Origin of the sequence: Streptomyces sp. NPDC003456, from assembly GCF_042878735.1 — a bacterium.
GTDB lineage: Bacteria > Actinomycetota > Actinomycetes > Streptomycetales > Streptomycetaceae > Streptomyces.
The window spans coordinates 406,919-426,424 of the sequence record NZ_JBIAOK010000003.1 but is presented as its reverse complement, the minus strand read 5'-3'; the positions used below and the strand labels follow the sequence as shown (position 1 = coordinate 426,424).

Here is a 19,506-nt window from a genome sequence, read left to right as displayed (position 1 = left end):
GCGTTTACCTCGTCCCCTCGTAGACGGTCTGGATGAGCCGGCTCGGTTCGCCCCTGCGGACCAGCACGCCGCGGCCGGGCGGCTGGTGGCTTGCGTACACGTTCGAGAAGAGCTGCCCTTCGCTGCGGTCGCCCGCCATGACCAGCGCCGAGGCGCCCGACTCGCGCAGGCTCTGCATCAGCGGCTCGTACAGGCCGCGCGAGGCGCCCGCGACACGGCGGGTGAGGACGAAGTGCAGCCCGATGTCGGCGGCCGAGGGGATGTACGGCACGAAGGGCGCCAGCGGCTGCTGCCCGGCCGTGGTGAGGACGTCGTAGTCGTCGACCAGGATCACGATGCGCGGGCCGGAGAAGCTGCCCGGTTCCAGGTCGGCGTTGTCGGCTGCCTCGTCGGGCAGCCGCTTGTCCAGCTCGGAGGCGATGCCGGCGGCCAGACCGGCGCACAGCTTGGCGTTGTAGGCGTAGCCGCCCCGGTACTCCTCCGGCACGACGCCGCGCAGGCCGCGGCGCGGGTCGAAGACGCCGAAGACCAGCTCGTCCTCGCTGTAGCGCTCGATCAGGCTCCGGGCGATCACCTTCAGCAGGTTGGTCTTGCCGCACTCGCTGTCGCCCATGACCAGCAGGTGCTGGTCGCGGTGGAAGAGGTCGACCAGGACGGGCGCGAGCTGCGTCTGGTCCAGGCCGATCGGCACGCGCCGCGGTTCGGCGGCGGGGCCGGGCAGCTGGTGGGCCTCCAGGACGTGCGGCAGGACGCGCACGGGCTGGGCGACGTCCCCGGTCCAGGTGGCGCGGATCGCCCGGGCGGTGGTCTCCAGCACGGCGCCGAGGTCGGCGGTGTCGGCGAGGCCGTCGGTGCGGGGCAGGGCGACCTGGGCGAAGAGCTTGCGGTCGATGAGGACGCGGCCCTTCTCCTCGGGCGAGAGGGTCTCGCCGAGCTTGCGGTCGATGCTGGACTCGCTCGGGTCGTTCAGCCGGAGTTCCACCCGGGTGCCGAACTGCGACTGGGTGGCGATGCGCACGTCGTTCCAGCGGAGCATGCCGGCGACGACGTGGATGCCGTAGCCGCTGCCCCGCTTGAGGATGTCCACGACCGGGTCGTCGAGGTCCTCGAAGTCGTCGCGCAGGGCGCCGAACCCGTCGATGAGCAGCACGATCTCGGTGCTGGCCAGGTCGGGCAGGCGGCCGGCGGCGCGCAGGGTGCGCAGCTGCTCCAGCGAGTCGATGTTGTGGATGCGGAAGAGTTCCTCGCGCTGGTCGAGCATGGCGCGCACCGAGTCGATGGTGCGGGCGGCGCGCTCCCGGTCGGCCCGGCCCGCGATGCCGCCGACGTGCGGCAGCCCGGACAGGGCCTGCAGACCGCCGCCGACCAGGTCGAGGCCGTAGACGCCGACCTCCTGCGGGGTGTGGGTCAGGGCCAGGGAGAGGGCGAGGGTGCGCAGCAGGGTGGTCTTGCCGGACTGGGGGCCGCCGATGATCGCGGCGTGGCCGCCGGCCAGTGTGAGGTCCAGGTACCACTGGCCCTGCCACTGCTTGGTCGGGTCGTCGAGGACGCCCAGCGGCACCTGGAGCGGGCCGCGGCGCTTGGCGAGCTGCATGCCGCGCGGACCGACCTGCACGGGGCCCGCGACCTTGTCGAGCGGGACGGCGGCGGGCAGCGGCGGGAGCCAGATCTGGCGGACCGGGCGGGCGCCGGAGCGCTCCAGCTGGTCGATCATCATGCCCATCTCGGTCGGTCCGGTCTCCCGGCGCCGCATCTGCGGCTCCTCCGCGGAGGCGGTGTCCTCCTGGCCGAGCGTGTTGTACGCGTCGTACTCCAGCACCAGCGGCCCGGTGTCCTCCTCGCTCTCGCGCCGGACGGGGCCCCGGTAGGCGCCGGAGACGTAACCGGCCTTGAACCGCTCGTAGTGGCTGGTGTCGACCTTGAGGTAGCCGAAGCCGGGCAGCGGGGGCAGGTGGAAGGCGTCGGTGGTGTCCAGGACCGTGCGGGACTCGTCCGGGGAGAAGGTGCGCAGCCCCAGCCGGTACGACAGGTAGGTCTCCAGGCCCTTCAGCTTGCCGGCCTCGATGCGCTGGCTGGACAGCAGCAGGTGCACGCCGATGGACCGGCCGATCCGGCCGATGGACAGGAACAGGTCGATGAAGTCCGGCTTGGCGGTGAGGAGTTCGCCGAACTCGTCGATCACGACGAACAGGTGCGGCAGCGGCTCCAGATCGGGGCGCTTCTCGGCGCGCAGCGCGGCGTAGTGGCCGATGTCGGCGACGTTGCCCGCGTCCTTGAGGACCTGCTGGCGGCGCTTGACCTCGCCCGCGAGGGAGGCGTGGACGCGTTCGACCAGGCCGGCCTGGTTCTCGAGGTTGGTGATGACGCCGGACACGTGCGGCAGGTTCGCGAACGGGGCGAAGGTGGCGCCGCCCTTGTAGTCGACCAGGACCAGGGCGAGGTCCTCCGGCGGGTGGGTGGCGACCAGGGCGAGGACGAGGGTGCGCAGCAGCTCGGACTTGCCGGAGCCGGTGGCGCCGACGCACAGGCCGTGCGGGCCCATGCCCAGCTCGGAGGACTCCTTGAGGTCGAGCAGCACGGGTTCCTTGGCGTCGCTGACGCCGATGGGCACGCGCAGGAAGGCCCGTTCGCCCCGGGGCGCCCACAGGCGGCCCAGGTCGAGCCCGGCGACGTCGTCGATGCCCAGCAGTTCGGCGAAGTCGACCGGCCCGGTCAGGGGTGCGTCGACCATCGACTCCGCGGACAGGCGCAGCGGGGCGAGCATCCGGGCCAGGCCCTCGGCGAAGGGGGCGCCTATCTCGTCGACGGTGCCGTGCGCGCTGATCGGCTCGCTCTCGCGCAGGTCCTCGATGAGGACCCGTTCACCGTCGACCGTGATGCGCACGCCCACGCTGCCCGGCTCCTGCACGCGCTGATCGAGCAGGTGCAGCACGGTGACGCTCATGTCGCGCAGGCCGACCGCGTCGTCGGGGCGCGGCAGGTCGACGGCGTCGCCGCCGTGCGCATCCGCCACGACCAGCAGCCGCGCGGACATGGCCAGGGCGTCCTTGTCGGACAGGCCGCGCCGGACCTCGGCCGCGTAGGAGGCGCGGCGGCGCAGTTCGCCGCCGATCCGCCGGGCCAGCTGCGGCAGCGAGGGGGCGATGCGGCGGGCCGCGACGGGGCCGTCGAACTGCTCGGGGTCGAGCAGGTGCGGCAGCCACTTGGCCCACTCCCAGTCGGCGATCCGGTCGCCGGGCACGGCCAGCGCCATGGCGACGTCGTCGGGCGCGTGGGTGGCGGCGGCCTGGGCGAGCAGCGCGCGGGCGACGCGGAGCGTGTCCTCGCGCGGGCCGATGACGGTGACGTTGCCGACGCGGTCGAGGGGGACGGTCAGCGGCAGTTCGGTGCCGTTGCCGAAGCGGGCGACGAGGGCGGAGGCCTCGTTGAGCATGAATTCGTCGGGCGGGGTGAGCACGGAGGAGCCGGGCGGGTCCACCTTCAGGTCGCGCACGGGCATCTCGCCGGTGCCGACGCGCACCCGCAGGAAGTCGGCGTCCAGCCGGCGCCGCTCCCACAGCCGGGCGGGGTCGCGCACGATGTCGTACAGCGCGTCCGGCGGCGGGTTGAGGACCTGGGTGCTCTCGCGCCGCTCGCGCTCCTCCCCGGACAACTCCTCGCGCAGGTCCTCCAGATAGGCCAGGTAGGCCTCGCGCTGGGTGCGGCGGGTGCGCTGGGCCTTGCCGCGCTGGGAGAAGACCAGCACGAGCGAGCCGAGGATGGTGACGACGAGGATGATCGCGCCGAGCGCGGCGAACTGGCTGTTGCGCACGACCGTCATCATCACGACGGAGGACATCACACCCGCGACCGGCAGCAGCGAGGTGGCGATCGAACCCGACTTGCCGTCGGGCAGGTTGGGCGGCGCCTCGATGGAGCGCGGTTCGGGTGCGGCCGGCGGGCGGGTGGTGCGGGCCGGCCGGTGGATCAGTCGGGTGCTCATCGTCGTCGCCTCGTCCTGTGAGTCCTTCGGTTCCCTTCTGCAGGGCGGGTTCAGCGGCGCCTGTGGGAGAGCGAGAAGGCCTGGGCCGCCAGGCGGGCGGCGGCCTGCCGGGTGCCGCGTGCCAGCAGTTCGGTGCGGATGGTGCCGCCCGCCGCCAGGTGCCGGTCGTAGGGCAGGACGCACACGCTCGCCCCCGTCGCCTTCAGCTGCTCGGCCGCCTTGGCGAGGTCGACGCCGGTGTGCGGCGCGGTCTCGGTGAGGACGACGACGGTGGAGGTGGTGATGTCCCGGGGCAGGCCGCGCATCCACTCCAGGACCGCGTGCGTGCTGGCGATCCCCTCCAGCGTCGCCGGCACCGTCAGGATCCGGGCCTGGGCGGCGGACAGGGCGGTCCGGGCGACCTCGGCGGGCAGCGTCTCGCAGTCGGCGACGGTCACGCCGAAGTAGCGGCGCATCGACACCATGATCCGCTCGTAGCCCTTGGTGTCGAGCATCGCGCCGACCTGGCCCTGGCTTCCGGGCAGCAGCCAGGCGTTGTCGGGCAGTTGGACCAGATACCCGGTGATGTCCAGCAGCGTCATCTGCGGTTCGAGGACGTCGGCGAGGTCGCCGGTGGTCCAGCGCAGGTTCTCCGCGCCGAGCCGCAGCGGCAGCGAGCCGAGCGCCGGGTCGGCCTCGACGACCAGGACGGGGTCCTGGCGGTAGTGGGCGTACGTGGTGGCCAGGAGCGCGGCGACGGTCGTCTTGCCGGAGCCGCCGCGGATGCTGGTCACCGCTATCTGGCGGCCGGTGGTGACGGGCTGCTGCAGCGTCTCGGCGGTCGCGGTGGTCTCGGCGACCTCCCGGGACGCCGAGGAGGCGAGGGTACGGCGAACCGCGCGCACGGCACGGGCCCCGAACGACTCACCGCGCCGGGGGCCCTTGCCCGCGCCCAGCAGCTTCTTGTCGACCACCGGCCGGCTGTCGGGGGCGGTACGGGAGGAACGGGCCCGGGGGGCGGGGGCCTGCTCGGCGTACGGCACCGGCCGCTCCTGACGCCGCTGCCCGGCCGCCACCTGCTGCGGAGCCGCGTGGGGCGCCTGCTGCTGGGCCTGCTGGGGCTGTGCCTGCTGGGCGTGGGCCTGCTGGGCGTGGGCCTGGTCCGGGTACGGCTGGTGCGGCTGCCCGGGGTGGGCGTGCTGCGGGGCGGCGTACTGACCGGCGTACGGCTGGGGCTGCTGCGGGTGCTGCGGGTACTGCTGACCGGCCGGTGCGGGCTGCTGGAGCTGCTGGGGGTAGCCGTAGGCGGGGGGCTGTCCCTGGGGCTGCGGGCCCGGTCCGGCCTGCTGGGCGGCCTGCGGCTGCGGCTGTGGCTGTGGCTGTGGCTGTGGAGAAGGCGACTGCGGGAACGGCTGCGGGTGCGGTGCCGCCGCCTGCGGCTGTGCGGACGGCTCGGGCCGGGACGCCTGCTGCGGGGCGGACGCCTGTCGGGGGCCGGACGGCTCCTGCGGTGCCGCCGCCTGCTGCGGCTGCTCGTCCGGTTCCGCGGCACGCTGCCGGGGCGTGCCGCCCCTCAGGTCGCGCAGCACGTCGTTCTGCCAGTTGTCGCCGCTCGGCATGTCGCCCTTCTCTCCTGCCGCGCCCCTGCCCTGTCGCACCGCGGAAGCGGCGGAAGGCGGGCGCCTGGTCCTCGAAGCCTCAGAACTTGTCGAGCAACTGCCCGTAGATGCCGAACGCCCCGATGGCGAGCGGGAACAGCGCGATCACGCCGAGGGACTCGACCAGGTCGGCGCTCCTGCGCAGCCGCACCCGGACGTGGTCGGGCGGTTCGACGCCGAGGACCAGCAGCGGCAGCAGCGCCGCGGCGCCCAGCAGCACCAGGGCGCCGACACCCCCCGCGTGGTCCAGCCACAGCACCGCGAGCCGGACGACGAGCGCCGCCGCCGCGGCGAACAGCGCCACGACCTCGGCGACCAGCGGGAAGGCCCGCGCGCGGGAGAGCAGCACCACGGCCACGACGGAGGCGAGGGCCACCGTCCAGACCGTCGGCTCCTTCGCGGTGGTCAGCATCCAGCCGCCGGCGGCGGCCGACGCCGCGGTGACGACGGTGGCGAGGGCGAGCCCGCGGTGGGTGGCGGCCAGGGCGTTGCCGACCTGGTGCCGGCTCACCGACGTGCCGGTGGAGCGCTTGTCGTCGAGCGCCGTGAGCCCGGAGGCCATCAGCGCGAACCGCGGCAGCAGCCCGAGCAGGACGATGGAGAACACGGCCATCACGGCGCCGATCCGGTCCACCCGGTCCTGCAGGAGGGCGACGGCCTCCCACACCAGGGTGACCGTGACGACCGCCCCGGCCCCGATGAGCCCGCCCCTGCCCAGCGGGGAGCAGTAGGCCAGCAGCACGAGGGTGACCACCAGTGCGGCGGTGATCCCGGCCAGCCGAGCCGTCCCGCCCCAGCCGTACGCGTCGGCGGCCGTCCACGCCGTGAGCAGGCCGAGCCCGCCGGAGGCCAGCAGCAGCGCGGTCGCCAGGCCCTGGTTGCCCCTGCCGATCTTCGCGGTGGCCGCGCCGGCGAGCAGGAACAGGACGGTGACGACGGCGAGTGCCGTCGTGACGGACTCCAGGGAGAACTCCTGGCGGGCCAGCACGGCGGCGGCGACGGTGAACACCACGGTGGCCACACCGGCGCTCACCCGGCGGGCCGCCGGACGCCAGCGCCAGGTCCGCAGGTCCAGGTCGTCCGCGACCTGGTCGGTGACGTCGTGCACGACCGGCGCCGGGGGCGCGGCGTGGGCACGGACCAGCCGGAGCACCGCGCCGTCGGGCACCCCGGTCGACGACAGCGTCGCGTCATGGGGCAGCGCCGAGCCGTCGGAGGTGATCAACTGCCGGGTCGTGGGCCTGGCGGCCGCACGGTCGTCCAGCAACTGGAGTATGTCGGGGAGCAGTTGGCCGATCGGGGTGTCCGACGGCAGGACGAGGTCGGCTCGTCGCCGCTCGCCGATCAGGGTGACCCGGCTCAACTGGGTCCGGGACGTCGTCGCTGCGCTCACCACTCACCGGAACCTATCATCGCGTCGTTTCTGGCCCGGCCGCGTCCCGCCCGCATCGCGCCGGCCGCACACAGCCCGTTCACTGCTTCTCCGTACTCTTGCCGCCGGCGCCGCTCGCGGAGGCGGAGGGCGTCGGGTCGTACATCTGCTCCTGCTGCTGCCGCTGCTTCTTCTCCTCCGCCTTCTGCTTGGCCAGCGTGGCCTGGAGGAAGGACCAGCCGATGCAGCCGGCGCACAGGACGGCCGCGATCGCGATGCCCGCGAAGAGTTTGCCGAACCGTTCGTCGGCCGTCCGCCGGGAGCGCTGGGCGCCGAAGAGCAGCGCGTCGCGCATCCGGCGCCGGCGCACCGCCACCGACTCCAGCAGCTGGCTGTCGTAGTCCCGTGCCATTCAGTCGTCCTGTGCCTCGTCGATGCGTCCTGTGGTGGGTGCGTGCCGTGCCGTGCCGGTGCGTGCTGTGCGTGCGCGCGGGGGCCGTGCGGTGCGTGCTGTGCGTGCCGGGCGGTCAGTCGTCCGGTCCGAGGCCGAGGTGCGCGCGCATGTCGGCGTACTTCCGGGTGAGCCGCCGGGCGGTGGCCGGGTCGAGGACGGCGAGGCGGGCGGGGTCCGCGTTGTGCGCGAGGTCGGCCGTCTTCACCAGCCGGGCGCCGGGTGTGGCCAGGATGCGGCTCGCGTACGCCTCCGGCTCCTCCCCCGGCCGCTTGGTCATGGCCCGTACGACGTCCTTGGTGTGCTGCGTGAGCGCCGCCGCGTCGAGCCAGTCCTCGCTGAGGACGCCGTCCTCCAGCGCGTCGTGCAGCCAGGCCGCGGCGACCAGTTGGTCGTCCCCGCCGCGTGCGCGCACCCCCGCGGCGACGGCCGCAAGGTGCTCGGCGTACGGGCGACCGGCCTTGTCGGTCTGCCCGGCGTGCGCGGCGCGAGCGACGGTCTCGACCTCGGCGAGACTCATTGTCTGCGGCATGCCGACCCCCCTTGCTACGCCTCCGCAACATAAGACATGAACGCGCCAGGAGTACAACCGGGGTGCACCCGTCCTGCCTGGTCCCCCCGGCGCGTTCACATCCCTCGGGACAGTCCCGTCACGACCATGAACAGCACCCCCAGTACAGGGATCAGGGCGAGGTAGGCACGCGGCCTGCGGCGCACCGGCACCCCCGGGTCGTAGCGGGGCCCGAGCGTGCCCGGCCCCGGCGCGGGGAGCCGCTTGACCTTCCGAACGGCCAGGACGTTGCGGACCAGCGTGAGCGGCGCGAAGACGAAGAGGGACAGCGGGCTCCACCACCCCCAGGCGAGGGTGTGGGCGGTCAGCGCCCGGTGGACCGCCAGCCCGCACGTCAGGCACATCGGGCCGTCGGTCCTGCGGAAGCCGAGGAGCAGGACGAGACCCCGGTGGGCCCGGAAGGCGACGTCCACGGCGGGAGAACCTCCGCAGAACCTGCACATGAGGAGGGCGGGATCCGGACGTTCGGCCGGCTCGGGAAGGTCGGCCGGGGGGAGAAGCGCGAGGGCCCCGGTTGCTCACTGCTCATGTGTCCATCCTCATCAAGCGTCTCGACGATGAGTTCTGTCGCCCACTCGCCGCTGTGACGGAGGGTCAGGACGTTCGGAGCTGGTCTGTAAGGTCCGGGCCGCGTCCGTCCATGACGACTGGTTCGTCGACCCCGTATCCCACAGCCTTCCCGAAGGTGGTCGCCTCGCCGGGCTCAGGAGGTACACCCAGCAGGGCTTCAAGGTCTCTCAGGGCTGCGGCAAGACGTGGGGCGTTCCGCTGATGCACTTCCGGGTGCGGCTCACCACGGAAGTCGAACGGGCCCCAGATGTCGTGGAAGACAGAGATCTCGGCCGACAAGCCCAGGTGCTCCGGAGAAACAGTCAGTTCCACGAGCCTGTACTCGCCGTGCGGCGTCCCGTGTTCGTCGAGCCATACACCCGGACCCGCCACGAGCAGATCCCCTTCAACTGCTTCCGGGAATCCCACGGGACGCATCGCTTGAACGCGTTGAAATACCAGTTCGTCATCGATCGGACCAGTGAGCGACAACCGCGTCACCGCTGGGGCCCCGCCCGTTCCGGGGATGAACCACGGCCATTCCACGTGGCGCGGCTCCAGCAATTCATGCTGGCGCAGCACGGCGGCCATCCTCGAAGCGGTGCGCAATGCAGATCGCAGTCCGGGCGGCTCGTGATCGTCAAGGTTCCAGAACCAGGACGCGCACTCTCGGGGTGCCCGCATCAGCGACACGTACGCAGACACTCACGTGTCCTTGCGCCACGTCCGAGTCGGCCGGCCCTGGTCGTCCCACGTGGATTCCTCCAAGAGGGTCATCCCGTTGTCTGCGAAGACCTGCCTGGAGGCAAGCACTCCATTGGCATGCCATTCCTTGAACTCACCGACCGGGAGACCCTCGCGCAAGGTTCCCTCCGAGCGGAGGGTTCCGTCCGTGTACCACTCACGGGACGGCCCGTGCTTGTAACCGTCGACATAGGTGTCGAGGCTGACGATGTCCTCGCCGAAGTGTTCCGTCACTTCACCGGTGAACGGTTCGCCCTCGTAGTACAACCGCTCCGAGTCGTCCATGTCCACTGCGGGATCGTCGATGTCGATGCGCTGCACTGCTGTCATCAGGGGATCCAGTTCTCGTCACTCGGCGGGAAGCCCGTATAGCGGCCGTGGGTACTCGGCACCCCTTCGAGCATATGGTTGCAGTTCGCGCAGAAGGGGGCCGGGCGCCCGGGCAGGCCGGTCTCCTTGTGCTTCATGAACGGGAACTCGACGGATGCGCGAAGCTCGGTGAGCACGTCCGGGCCGTCCGGCAGGCCGCGCTTCGTTCGTTCCCACAGCAACTGGTTCGCGGCTTTGACCTCGGCGTGGCCCAACGGGTGGTCCTTGTGCGGCGGCGGATCGCCGATGGTGCCGTACCGCTCCGCGAGCGTCGGGTGGAGCTGATCCTCCGGAATGACGTTGTTCGACCGTCCGTTGATTCCCTCGAAGATCTGCCCCGTCCGCAGGTCGATGACGGCCCCCACGCACTCACCGGCCTCCTTGCGCGAGAAGGTCTTGGCGTCTTTCGCTTCCCGGTAGGCGGCCCCCCGTTCCCGGGACAAGTCGTCCAGCCAGGCGCCGACCGGACGATTGTCGATGTGCGTGATCAGCTGGGATTCCGGGTCCACGGTGAGACGGTGTTCCGGCACAGTGCCGAAGTCCTTGTCTCCGGCTCCCGGCGGCGGCAGGGGCGTGTCGTCCTCCACGCGTACGCCTTCCGGGGTGTCGCCGTGACGCGGGGATTCGGCGGGGTGCTCACCGTGATCGGTTCGTGCACCGTCGTCGCCGTGTCCGCTGAGGCTCGGAGTGTGATGCCCTCCGTCCTCCCCGTGACCGTGAGGCGGTGTCGGGCCGTCGTGCGGCTGCGCCGGGCCGTCGTGCGGCGGCGTCGGACCGTCGTGCGATATTGCCGGGGAGTGTGAACCCGTCGGCGCTTCGTGGCTTGCGGAAGGGCCGTGGCCGAGGTCGTCTGCGTGGCCTCCCGGCAGATTGTCCGTCGACCGACCGGCGGGCATGTGGTCACCCGCCGCCCCCGCGGACGGAACGTCACCACCGGCATGCATCGTCGGTATGTCGCCTCCGGCGTGGACGGCCGGTGTGGTGGCCGGGTTGTCCGTGGTCCGGCCGACGTCCCCCAGGCCGGTGTCGAGGCTGTCGCCCAGGCGCACGTGCCGGCCGGCCTGTTCGGCGGTGTGTGTGCCCGCACCGACCAGGACCGGCTGCCGGTCCGGGGAGTCCACCCGCGGATGGTCCGCACCGGAGGCGGGAGCGTCCGGGGAGCCCGGCTGGTCCACGACGTCACCGGGACCGTCGGCGGACCGCTGCAGCACATTGCCGCGCTCGTCCAGCAGATTGCCGTCCGGGTCGTAGTAGCGGGCCGGGGCGCCGTCCTCGGTGGGCAGCCGCGTCGTGCCCTCCGGCAGGACCGGCACATCATCCGGCAGGCGCACCGTCCCGTCCGGCAGCCGCGTCGCACCGTCCGGGATCGCCGCGCCTTCCGGCAGCTGCACCGTGCCGCCCGGAAGCCGCACACTGCCCTCCGGCAGCGTCAGCGCGTTCTCCGGCAGCGCGGGAATGTCGATGTTGCCCACTCCGCGCAGGCCCTTGGTGATGTCGCCGATCTTCGACAACCCCGCGCCCGCGCCCTTGGCGATGTAGGTCATCGGGTCGATGACCCGGCCCGCCTTGCCCGCCACCGACAACGCCTTCGCCACCGCACCGGCCTTGCCCGCACCCGACGCAGCAGCACCCGCACCACCCGTGAACACCGTCGTCACCACATTGAAGGTGACCGCACCCGCAGCCCGCGCAGGATTCTTGCCCCACTGATCCCACGCCACCAGCGCCTTGCCGGTCTCCTTCATCGCCGTGCGCGAATCACGGATCCACGACGGCAACTTGTCGTCCGGCAGCGCCCAGAACGCCGTCGCCACCCCCGGAATCGACGACAGCGCCAGACCCGTCGCGAGCTGCGCCAGACCCTTCCACGCCTGGCCCATCGCCTCCCAGCCGCCGAAACCGACCAGCGTGCCCAGGCCCTTGATCGTGCCCCACACACCGTCCACGATCAGCCCGTCCCACACAAAGGACTTCACCCAGTGGCCGACCTCGTACCAGTAATGCTGCTCGTCCACCGGGTCACCCCAGGGAAGCTTCGCGTTCTTCAAGTCCTCCGCGTTGAAGCCGTACTGGTTGTCCTTCTCCGAGCCGTCCCCCGCCACCATCTGCGCCCCGCCCCACAAGGCGGTGATCTTGTTGTGGCAGGTGCGCTCCGCCGCCCAGAACGCCGCCACCGTCGCGGTGATGTCCTCCCGCAGCCGGTTGTGCTCGCCGACCTTGTCCTCGTCGTACTCCCACTCGTCGTCGTCCTTCACCGACGACACGAACGCCGCCGCGTCCGCCTTCAACTGCTTCAGCTTCGCCACCAGCGGACGCACCTCGGTGGCATACGACGACAACGCCCCCGACACCGTCTCCAACTCGTCGGCGAACCCGTCCGCCCTGTCCTTCACCGGCTTCGTCGTGGCGAAGAGCTGCTCCGCCTCCGGAGCGGTGTAGTACGCCGACAGGCCCTGGAACCGGGAATGGATGTCCCCACCCGCACCCCGGACATCACCCGCGTCCTTCTTCAGAGCCGCGTAATCGGACTCCAGCTGCTCCAGATCACCCGTGAACTGCGGGATCTTCTCCGGCTGGATCACTGCTTACCGACTCCCGGCAGGTCCACCACCGGTGCCTTCAGCGTGTTGCGCTGCGCCTCGGCGGCCATCTCCTGGTCGCCGTTCAGGTATGCCGTGGTCGCGTCCACCACGCCCTGCAGCGACTTGCCCGCACGCGCCGCGATGAACTTCAGGTCCTCCGTCGCGTGCTCCGCCCACTGCGACAACGCGAGGGCCACCAAACCGCCTTGGGCCTTCTCGCCGCCCTCGCCGCCGCCCTCGGCGGAGATGGTGCCCGCACTGGTCGCCGCCGACGACAGATGCTCACCGAACGACGTCGCGTACTTCTCCAGCTTCGCCGCCTCTTCACCTGTCGACTTCAGCACATGAGAAATACCCTGAGGCTTCAAATCCCAGCCGGGCACCGCAAACCCCCGTCACTCACAACCGGTCATCACTTCAACGACTCGACGTCAGCGGCCTGTTCAGCCGATGTTGTCGACGGCCGCCTTCGCCCGCTGGAGGGTCGACTGCGCCGTGCCGTCGTTCTTCTCCAGCGTCGTCTTCAGCAGGTGGATGATGTTCTTCACCTCTTGCGAGGCGTTGTTCCACCGCTGCTCCTTGCCGTGGTACTCATCCGCCACACCGTCCGCCGTGAAGTCCGCCATCGCCGCCTTCACCTGACGGTCGCGCTCCGCGATCAGCGACTCCAGCCGCCCGATCACGGTCTGGATGTTCGACTGCGCGTCCGTCGACGCACCCACGTCGTACGACCGGCGATCCGCACCCGCGCCTGCCATCACACACCACTCCCCGAAAGCTCAACAGACCGAAAAGACTGACCAGATCGGACGAGCCGGACTCCGCCGGCCCGTCGCGCGGCTCAGCGGAAGCGCGCGGCGTCGAAGTTCGCCGCGGACATCTGCTGACGCGCGTTGTCGCCCTGCTCCTGGTCACCCGAGGAGAACGCCCCGTCCATTCCCGCCTGACCGCCGAGAATCGCCGACAGCGACGAGTTCAGATCCGACGCGATCCGGTCCGCCCGCCCCTTGAACTGGTCGAACATCACCCGGCCCGTACCGTTGAACTTCCCCTCCAGCGGCGCCGCCGCCGCCACCAACTGCCGGACCAGACCCCCCAGATCGTCCGTCGAACCACGCGTGTCACGCTGCAACGACGACAGCGTCTGCGCACCCATGTCGAACTTCATCGTGCTGACTCGCCTCCCCCGTGTGGGCTACCTCGGCGACCGCTCCCGGCCGGCCTCACGTCTCTCCACCATCTCTACCAACACCGTGGTTGCCCGTGCAATCGAGGTTCGCGTCGCTTACAGAAGTGGCACAGAACCATGACCGACCCGTGCGGCGGGTCCGCGGGGGCTGCCGGGCGTCAGCGCGTCGCCGCCGCCGTCGGCCCTTCCCGGCAGATCAGCAGCAGGGCCCGGTCGTCGTTGACGTCCTTGGCGACCGCCTCGATGAGGTGCCAGGCGGCGCCGTGGAAGCCGCCGGCGACATAGCGGTCGGCCTCGCCGGTGAGGCGGTCGATGCCCTCGACGATGTCGCGGTCGGAGGTCTCCACCAGGCCGTCCGTGAACAGCATCAGGACGTCCCCGGGCCGCAGCGAGCCCTTCACCGGGTCGAACTGGGCGCCGTCGTAGACGCCGAGGAGCGGGCCCTCGGCGGCCTTCTCCTCCCAGCGGCCGCTGCCCGCGCTGAGCTGGAGGCCCGGCGGATGGCCCGCGGAGTACAGCTCGTAGTCGCCGGAGTCCAGGTCGAGGACGAGGTGGATGGAGGTGGCGAAGCCCTCGTCCCAGTCCTGGCGGAGCAGGTAGCCGTTCGCGGCCGGGAGGAAGGCGTGCGGCGGGAGGGAGCCGAGGAGGCCGCCGAACGCGCCGGACAGCAGCAGGGCGCGCGAGCCCGCGTCCATGCCCTTGCCGGACACGTCGGTGAGGACGACCTCCAGGGTCCGGCCGCCGTTGGTGCGGGCCGCGACCACGAAGTCGCCGGAGAAGGACTGGCCGCCCGCCGGGCGCAGGGCCATCTCGCGGTGCCAGCCGTTCGGCAGGCCGGGCAGCTTGCTCTGCACCCGGATCCGTTCGCGCAGGTCGAACAGCATGGTGCCGCCGCGGCGCCAGGGCACGCCGACCCGGCTGCGGAACTGGGCGAGCAGCAGACCGAAGAAGCCGCAGGCCGCGACGACGAGCACGGTGCCCGGGGTGACCCGGGAGGGGCCCTCGGTGTAGGGGCCCAGTTGCACCGACTCCACGATCAGCGCCGTGGCGGCCGCCGCGTACAGGCCGAGCAGGCTGGCCGGGCGCAGCAGCAGTCCGCCCACGACGACCGGCAGGACCAGGGCGGCCGGGGAGAACCACACGGCGTTGGCCAGGGTGGCCGCCGCGATCAGGGGGACGGTCAGCAGCAGGCCGGCCAGGGCGATCCAGTCCGAGCCGTCGCCGCGAAAGTAGTCCACGGCGGCTCGGCGCAGCCCGACGCGGGCCCGGTGCCACTGCTTCTTCAACCGGGCCGTGAACGTGTCGGCTTCCGACCGCCGCTCTCGTCCTGATGCCATTAGTTCGGGACCCTATCCATCGGACCAGCCCCTTGGCACGGGAGGTCCTACTTGTCCCCCCTGCGAGGCCGACTTCACAGTGAACGTCACCGGGCGCACGGGCGCCGCCGCCCGGCGGAAATTCCCTCGCTCGTCCCGCATTGCCCTGGTAGGCATGGCCCATGGCGACTGATGCGAGCGGCTCTTCGGCCGGCCCCCGGGTGCTGCGGCGTGACGAATGGGACAAGTGGTACAACTCCCTGCTCAGGGGCTTCGGCGGGGTGCCGGAGGCCGCCGAGGAACGGGAGTTGTGGAACGCGCTGACCGAGTTCGACCGTTCGCTGGGCGTCTGGGACGGTGACGAGTGCGTGGGGACGGCCGGGGCGTTCAGCTTCCGGCTCACCGTGCCCGGCGGCGCCCCGGTGCGGGCGGCCGGCGTCACGATGGTCAGCGTCGCGGCCACGCACCGCCGGCGCGGGGTGCTGACGTCGATGATGCGGCGGCAGCTGGACGACGTGCGCGCCTGGGGTGAGCCGCTGGCCGTGCTGACGGCGTCCGAGCCGGCGATCTACGGCCGGTTCGGGTACGGCGCGGCCACCTTCCATCTGGGCGCCGAGATCGACACGACCCGGGTGCGGCTGTCGGTGCCGGACGGGACGGACGGGGTGCGGGTCCGTTTCGCGGCGCCGGGCGACGTCCTGGACGTGTGCGAGGCGCTGTACGCCCGGCTGGTGCCCACGCGGCCCGGGCTGCTGGCGCGGCAGCCGGGCTGGGAGCGGCTCGGGGTGCTCGACCCGGAGAGCGAGCGGGGCGGGGCGTCGCCGCTGCAGTGCGTGCTCGCCGAGCGGGACGGGGAGGCGGTCGGCTACGCCCGCTACCGCGTCAAACCGGAGTGGGAGCTCGCCGGGCCGAACGGCACGGTCGTCCTGGAGGACCTGGTCGCGCTGGATCCGGCGGCGGACGCGGCGCTGTGGCGCTTCCTGTTCGGCATCGACCTGACGTCGAAGATCACCGTGCGGGGCCGTCCGGTGGACGACGCCTGGCAGTACATGGTGTCCGACATGCGGCGGTGCCTCACGCGGCTGCGGGACTCGCTGTACGTGCGGCCGGTCGAGGTCGGGGCGGCGCTCGGGGCGCGGACGTACCAGGCGCCGGTGGACGTGGTGTTCGAGGTGGAGGACGCGTTCTGCCCCTGGAACGCCGGGCGCTGGCGGCTCAGCGGGGACCAGAAGGGGGCGTCCTGTGAGCGCACCTCGGATGCGGCCGAGCTCGCCCTGTCCGTGCGGGAGTTGGGCTCCGCGTACCTCGGGGGCGTGTCGCTGACGGCGCTGGCCGCGGCGGGGCGGGTCCGGGAGGTGCGGCAGGGGGCGCTGGCGGAGGCGTCGGCGGCGTTCGGCAGCGGGGGCCCGGCCCCATGGCTCCCGCACGGGTTCTGAGGCGGTTGCGGGCTCCCGGCCTGCGGTCCGGTCAGGGGCGCTGGCAGGTGGGGCACCAGAAGAGGTTGCGGGCGGCGAGGTCGGCGGTGCGGATCTCGCCGCCGCACACGTGGCAGGGCAGGTTCGCCCGGCGGTAGACGTACACCTCGCCGCCGTGGTCGTCCTTGCGCGGCGGGCGGCCCATCGCCTGCGGGGTGTGCTCGGGGCGGACCGTGTCGATGCGGTTGTTGCGGACGCCCTCGCGCATGAGGGCGACGAGGTCGGCCCAGATCGCGTGCCACTCGGCGGGGGTGATGTCCTTGCCGGGGCGGTAGGGGTCGATGCGGTGCCGGAAGAGGACCTCGGCGCGGTAGACGTTCCCGACGCCGGCGATGACCTTCTGGTCCATGAGCAGGGCGGCGATCGTCGTGCGGCTGCGGGAGACGCGCCGGTAGGCGGCGTCGGGGTCGGCGCCGTCGCGCAGCGGGTCGGGGCCGAGGCGGTCGTGTATCGCCTGCTTCTCCGGGGGCGTGATCAGGGCGCAGGTGGCGGGGCCGCGGAGGTCGACGTGGGCCGTGTCGTGCGCCAGGCGCAGGCGGACGGTGTCGGTGGGGGGCGGCGCGGGGGCGGGGCCGAAGGCGACCTTGCCGAAGAGGCCGAGGTGGATGTGCACCCACCGTGCGCCGGCGAAGCCGAGGAAGAGGTGCTTGCCGTGGGCTTCCGTGCCGGTGAGTTCGGTGCCGGTGAGGAGGGCGGCGGCGGAGGCGAACTTGCCCTGGGGGCTGGTGACCCGGGGCGCGCTGCCGGCGAAGGCCGCGGCGTAGTCCTGGGCCAGGCGGTGAATGGTGTGGCCTTCCGGCACGGGGTTCGTCCTCCGACGGGGGTCTGTGCGGTCCGGACACGGGCGGCGTCACGTTCGGTGCACGCGGGTGACCGTGCGGACATCGCGGCGGCCCGGGGATCGCTCGGTGCGATCGCCCGGGCCGCCGGCCGGCTGTGCGGTGTTACGACTGCGGGTGGTGCGGCGGGATCGGCGGCAGGTCGCCGGTGGTCTCGTACGCGGCGAGCATGTCGATCCGGCGGATGTGGCGCTCGTCACCCGAGAACGGGGTGCCGAGGAACGTCTCGACGAACGTGGTCGCCTCGTCCTGGGAGTGCATGCGGGCGCCGACGGCCACGACGTTGGCGTTGTTGTGCTGACGGCCGAGCGCCGCCGTCTCCTCGCTCCAGGCGAGGGCCGCGCGGACGCCCTTGACCTTGTTCGCCGCGATCTGCTCGCCGTTGCCGGAACCGCCGATGACGATGCCGAGCGAGTCGGGGTCGGCGGCCGTGCGCTCCGCCGCGCGGAGGCAGAAGGGCGGATAGTCGTCCTGGGCGTCGTAGAGGTGCGGGCCGCAGTCCACGGGGTCGTGCCCCGCCGCCTTGAGCCACTCGACGAGGTGGTTCTTGAGTTCGTAGCCCGCATGGTCCGAGCCGAGGTACACGCGCATGGCACGAGTGTGACACGGGCGATCGCGGGAAGGCGCGCGGGGTGGTGGTCGGAAAAGCCCGCCCAAATGTGAAGTGGATTACGGAAGCTCAGGAAAACCTCAAGTAACAATCTGGATTCAAAGGTTTTCCTATACGTTCGCCTCCGATTCACTGGACCGGCTCGTACGCCGCTCGTATGAGCCCCGCACCACCGTCACGCCGCGGCACACCCCTTCCGCACGGCGTGCGCGGGTGAGGTGCGGACGTACCACTCCCCGGCGCAAAGGAAATTCGTTCCATGACCTCGCAGCCGACGACGAAGACGACCGAGAAGGACCGTGTAGGACCCGGGGACCCCGGGGCGCACGGTTCCGGGCTCCAGGCCGGGCTGAAGAACCGGCACCTGTCGATGATCGCCATCGGCGGCGTGATCGGCGCCGGCCTCTTCGTCGGGTCCAGCTCCGGTATCGCCACCGCCGGACCCGGCATCCTGCTGTCCTACGCCCTCGTCGGCACGCTCGTGGTGCTGGTGATGCGGATGCTCGGCGAGATGTCCGCCGCCAACCCCACCTCGGGCTCCTTCTCCGCCCACGCCGACCGGGCGCTCGGCTCGTGGGCCGGCTTCTCCATCGGCTGGCTGTACTGGTTCTTCTGGGTCGTCGTGCTCGCGGTCGAGGCGACCGCCGGCGCGGTGATCCTGGAGGGCTGGATACCGGCCGTGCCGCAGTGGGCCTGGGCCCTGATCGTGATGGTCGTGCTGACCGCCACCAACCTGGTCTCCGTCGCCTCCTACGGCGAGTTCGAGTTCTGGTTCGCGGGCATCAAGGTCGTCGCCATCGCCGCGTTCATCGTCATCGGCGGACTGGCCGTGTTCGGCGTGCTGCCGGGTGTCGACAGCGAGCAGGCCGGATTCGGCAACCTCACCGAACACGGCGGCTTCCTGCCGCACGGGGCCGGGGCCATCCTGACCGGTGTGCTGCTCGTCGTCTTCTCCTTCATGGGCAGCGAGATCGCCACCCTGGCCGCCGGCGAGTCGGAGAACCCGCAGCAGGCCGTCACCAAGGCCACCAACAGCATCATCTGGCGCGTCGCCGTCTTCTACCTCGGCTCGATCCTCGTCGTGGTCTCCCTGCTGCCGTGGGACAGCAAGTCCATCACCGAGGACGGCTCCTACGTCGCGGCGCTCGACTCCCTCGGCATTCCGCACGCCGGTCAGATCATGAACTTCATCGTGCTGACGTCGGTGCTGTCCTGCCTCAACTCCGGCCTGTACACCGCTTCCCGCATGGCCTTCTCGCTCGGCCAGCGCGGGGACGCGCCGAAGGCCTTCGCCCGCACGACCTCCAACGGCGTGCCGCGCACCGCGATCCTCGCGTCCGTCGCGTTCGGCTTCGTCGCCGTGTTCTTCAACTACAAGTTCCCGGACTCGGTCTTCCTGTTCCTGGTGAACTCCAGCGGTGCGGTCGCCCTGTTCGTGTGGCTGGTGATCTGCTTCTCCCAGCTGCGCATGCGGAAGATCATCCAGGCCGAGGCGCCGGAGAAGCTCGTCGTGAAGATGTGGCTGTACCCGTACCTGACCTGGGCGACGGCCGCGCTGATCGTCTTCATCCTGGGCTACATGCTCACCGACACCGAGCACGACGGGCGCACCACCATCTCGCTGTCGCTGCTGGTGGCGGCGGTGGTGCTGATCATCGCCTTCGTCAAGGAGAAGACGCGGGGCGGCCGCCGGCCCGCCGACGCGGTCGAGGCCCCCGCCGACCGGCGTGACGAGGTCTCGGCCGGCTGAGCCCGACGGCAGCGTGCCGTTCCGGGTGAACGGACGGGCCTGTGCCGGTGCCGCCTCGCGGCGCGCGGCA

The 19,506-nt window shown here is 71.7% G+C and carries 18 protein-coding genes; 3 read left to right on the top strand and 15 right to left on the bottom strand.

Annotation, left to right across the window (positions count from 1 at the left end; translation table 11 throughout):
* Positions 1–4: 4 nt before the first annotated feature.
* The 9 genes from eccCa to ACFYWG_RS12870 form a co-directional block, all read right to left on the bottom strand.
* The gene (gene eccCa / locus ACFYWG_RS12910) at positions 5–3,982 is read right to left on the bottom strand and encodes a type VII secretion protein EccCa (protein WP_376334785.1); all 3,978 of its coding nucleotides are present in this window, start codon (positions 3,980–3,982) and stop codon (positions 5–7) included.
* 50 nt (positions 3,983–4,032) lie between these two features.
* Positions 4,033–5,580 carry a hypothetical protein gene (locus ACFYWG_RS12905; protein WP_389201165.1) on the bottom strand — a complete coding sequence of 516 codons (1,548 nt, stop codon included), beginning with the start codon at positions 5,578–5,580 and terminating at the stop codon, positions 4,033–4,035.
* 79 nt (positions 5,581–5,659) lie between these two features.
* Complete coding sequence (gene eccD / locus ACFYWG_RS12900; RefSeq protein WP_389201163.1) at positions 5,660–7,015, bottom strand: type VII secretion integral membrane protein EccD; 1,356 nt, start codon at positions 7,013–7,015, stop codon at positions 5,660–5,662.
* 76 nt (positions 7,016–7,091) lie between these two features.
* Positions 7,092–7,403, bottom strand: a complete 312-nt coding sequence (locus tag ACFYWG_RS12895; protein WP_383505693.1) for a hypothetical protein — start codon at positions 7,401–7,403, stop codon at positions 7,092–7,094.
* Positions 7,404–7,518: 115 nt separating this feature from the next.
* Positions 7,519–7,974 (bottom strand): HD domain-containing protein, encoded by a 456-nt coding sequence (locus ACFYWG_RS12890; protein ID WP_376334793.1) that lies wholly within the window; start codon positions 7,972–7,974, stop codon positions 7,519–7,521.
* A gap of 95 nt (positions 7,975–8,069) precedes the next feature.
* Positions 8,070–8,426, bottom strand: coding sequence for a hypothetical protein (locus ACFYWG_RS12885; protein ID WP_389201161.1), 357 nt, complete (start codon positions 8,424–8,426; stop codon positions 8,070–8,072).
* Positions 8,427–8,607: 181 nt separating this feature from the next.
* A complete protein-coding gene (locus ACFYWG_RS12880; protein WP_389201159.1) occupies positions 8,608–9,153 on the bottom strand; it encodes a hypothetical protein in 546 nt (181 codons plus the stop codon).
* A gap of 114 nt (positions 9,154–9,267) precedes the next feature.
* Positions 9,268–9,636: a toxin-antitoxin system YwqK family antitoxin gene (locus ACFYWG_RS12875; RefSeq protein ID WP_385422001.1), complete on the bottom strand. Its 369-nt coding sequence runs from the start codon at positions 9,634–9,636 to the stop codon at positions 9,268–9,270.
* Positions 9,636–11,849, bottom strand: coding sequence for a hypothetical protein (locus ACFYWG_RS12870; RefSeq protein ID WP_389201156.1), 2,214 nt, complete (start codon positions 11,847–11,849; stop codon positions 9,636–9,638). The genes ACFYWG_RS12875 and ACFYWG_RS12870 overlap by 1 nt, the downstream gene beginning before the upstream one ends.
* Before the next feature lie 10 nt (positions 11,850–11,859).
* Here ACFYWG_RS12870 and ACFYWG_RS12865 point away from each other — a divergent pair, with 10 nt between their 5' ends.
* A complete protein-coding gene (locus tag ACFYWG_RS12865) occupies positions 11,860–12,114 on the top strand; it encodes a hypothetical protein (protein ID WP_389201154.1) in 255 nt (84 codons plus the stop codon).
* A gap of 139 nt (positions 12,115–12,253) precedes the next feature.
* Here the strand turns inward: ACFYWG_RS12865 and ACFYWG_RS12860 are convergent, their stop codons facing one another.
* The 4 genes from ACFYWG_RS12860 to ACFYWG_RS12845 all read right to left on the bottom strand — a co-directional run bounded on the left by ACFYWG_RS12860 (position 12,254) and on the right by ACFYWG_RS12845 (position 14,783).
* Positions 12,254–12,601: a DUF6507 family protein gene (locus ACFYWG_RS12860; RefSeq protein WP_384322089.1), complete on the bottom strand. Its 348-nt coding sequence runs from the start codon at positions 12,599–12,601 to the stop codon at positions 12,254–12,256.
* Between the two features lie 99 nt (positions 12,602–12,700).
* Entirely contained in the window at positions 12,701–13,015 is a 315-nt protein-coding gene (locus tag ACFYWG_RS12855) for a pore-forming ESAT-6 family protein (RefSeq protein WP_376334802.1), read from the bottom strand.
* A gap of 83 nt (positions 13,016–13,098) precedes the next feature.
* Complete coding sequence (locus ACFYWG_RS12850) at positions 13,099–13,425, bottom strand: hypothetical protein (protein ID WP_383505708.1); 327 nt, start codon at positions 13,423–13,425, stop codon at positions 13,099–13,101.
* A 179-nt stretch (positions 13,426–13,604) separates the two neighbouring features.
* Positions 13,605–14,783, bottom strand: coding sequence for a PP2C family protein-serine/threonine phosphatase (locus ACFYWG_RS12845; protein WP_376333785.1), 1,179 nt, complete (start codon positions 14,781–14,783; stop codon positions 13,605–13,607).
* Between the two features lie 161 nt (positions 14,784–14,944).
* Here ACFYWG_RS12845 and ACFYWG_RS12840 point away from each other — a divergent pair, with 161 nt between their 5' ends.
* Complete coding sequence (locus ACFYWG_RS12840; RefSeq protein WP_389201150.1) at positions 14,945–16,198, top strand: GNAT family N-acetyltransferase; 1,254 nt, start codon at positions 14,945–14,947, stop codon at positions 16,196–16,198.
* 31 nt (positions 16,199–16,229) lie between these two features.
* Here ACFYWG_RS12840 and ACFYWG_RS12835 read toward each other — a convergent pair whose 3' ends face one another.
* Entirely contained in the window at positions 16,230–17,039 is an 810-nt protein-coding gene (locus ACFYWG_RS12835; RefSeq protein ID WP_389201148.1) for an Fpg/Nei family DNA glycosylase, read from the bottom strand.
* A 142-nt stretch (positions 17,040–17,181) separates the two neighbouring features.
* Entirely contained in the window at positions 17,182–17,667 is a 486-nt protein-coding gene (locus tag ACFYWG_RS12830) for a ribose-5-phosphate isomerase (protein ID WP_383508611.1), read from the bottom strand.
* A gap of 278 nt (positions 17,668–17,945) precedes the next feature.
* Here ACFYWG_RS12830 and ACFYWG_RS12825 point away from each other — a divergent pair, with 278 nt between their 5' ends.
* Positions 17,946–19,436, top strand: coding sequence for an amino acid permease (locus ACFYWG_RS12825; protein ID WP_389201144.1), 1,491 nt, complete (start codon positions 17,946–17,948; stop codon positions 19,434–19,436).
* The last annotated feature ends 70 nt before the right edge of the window (positions 19,437–19,506 follow it).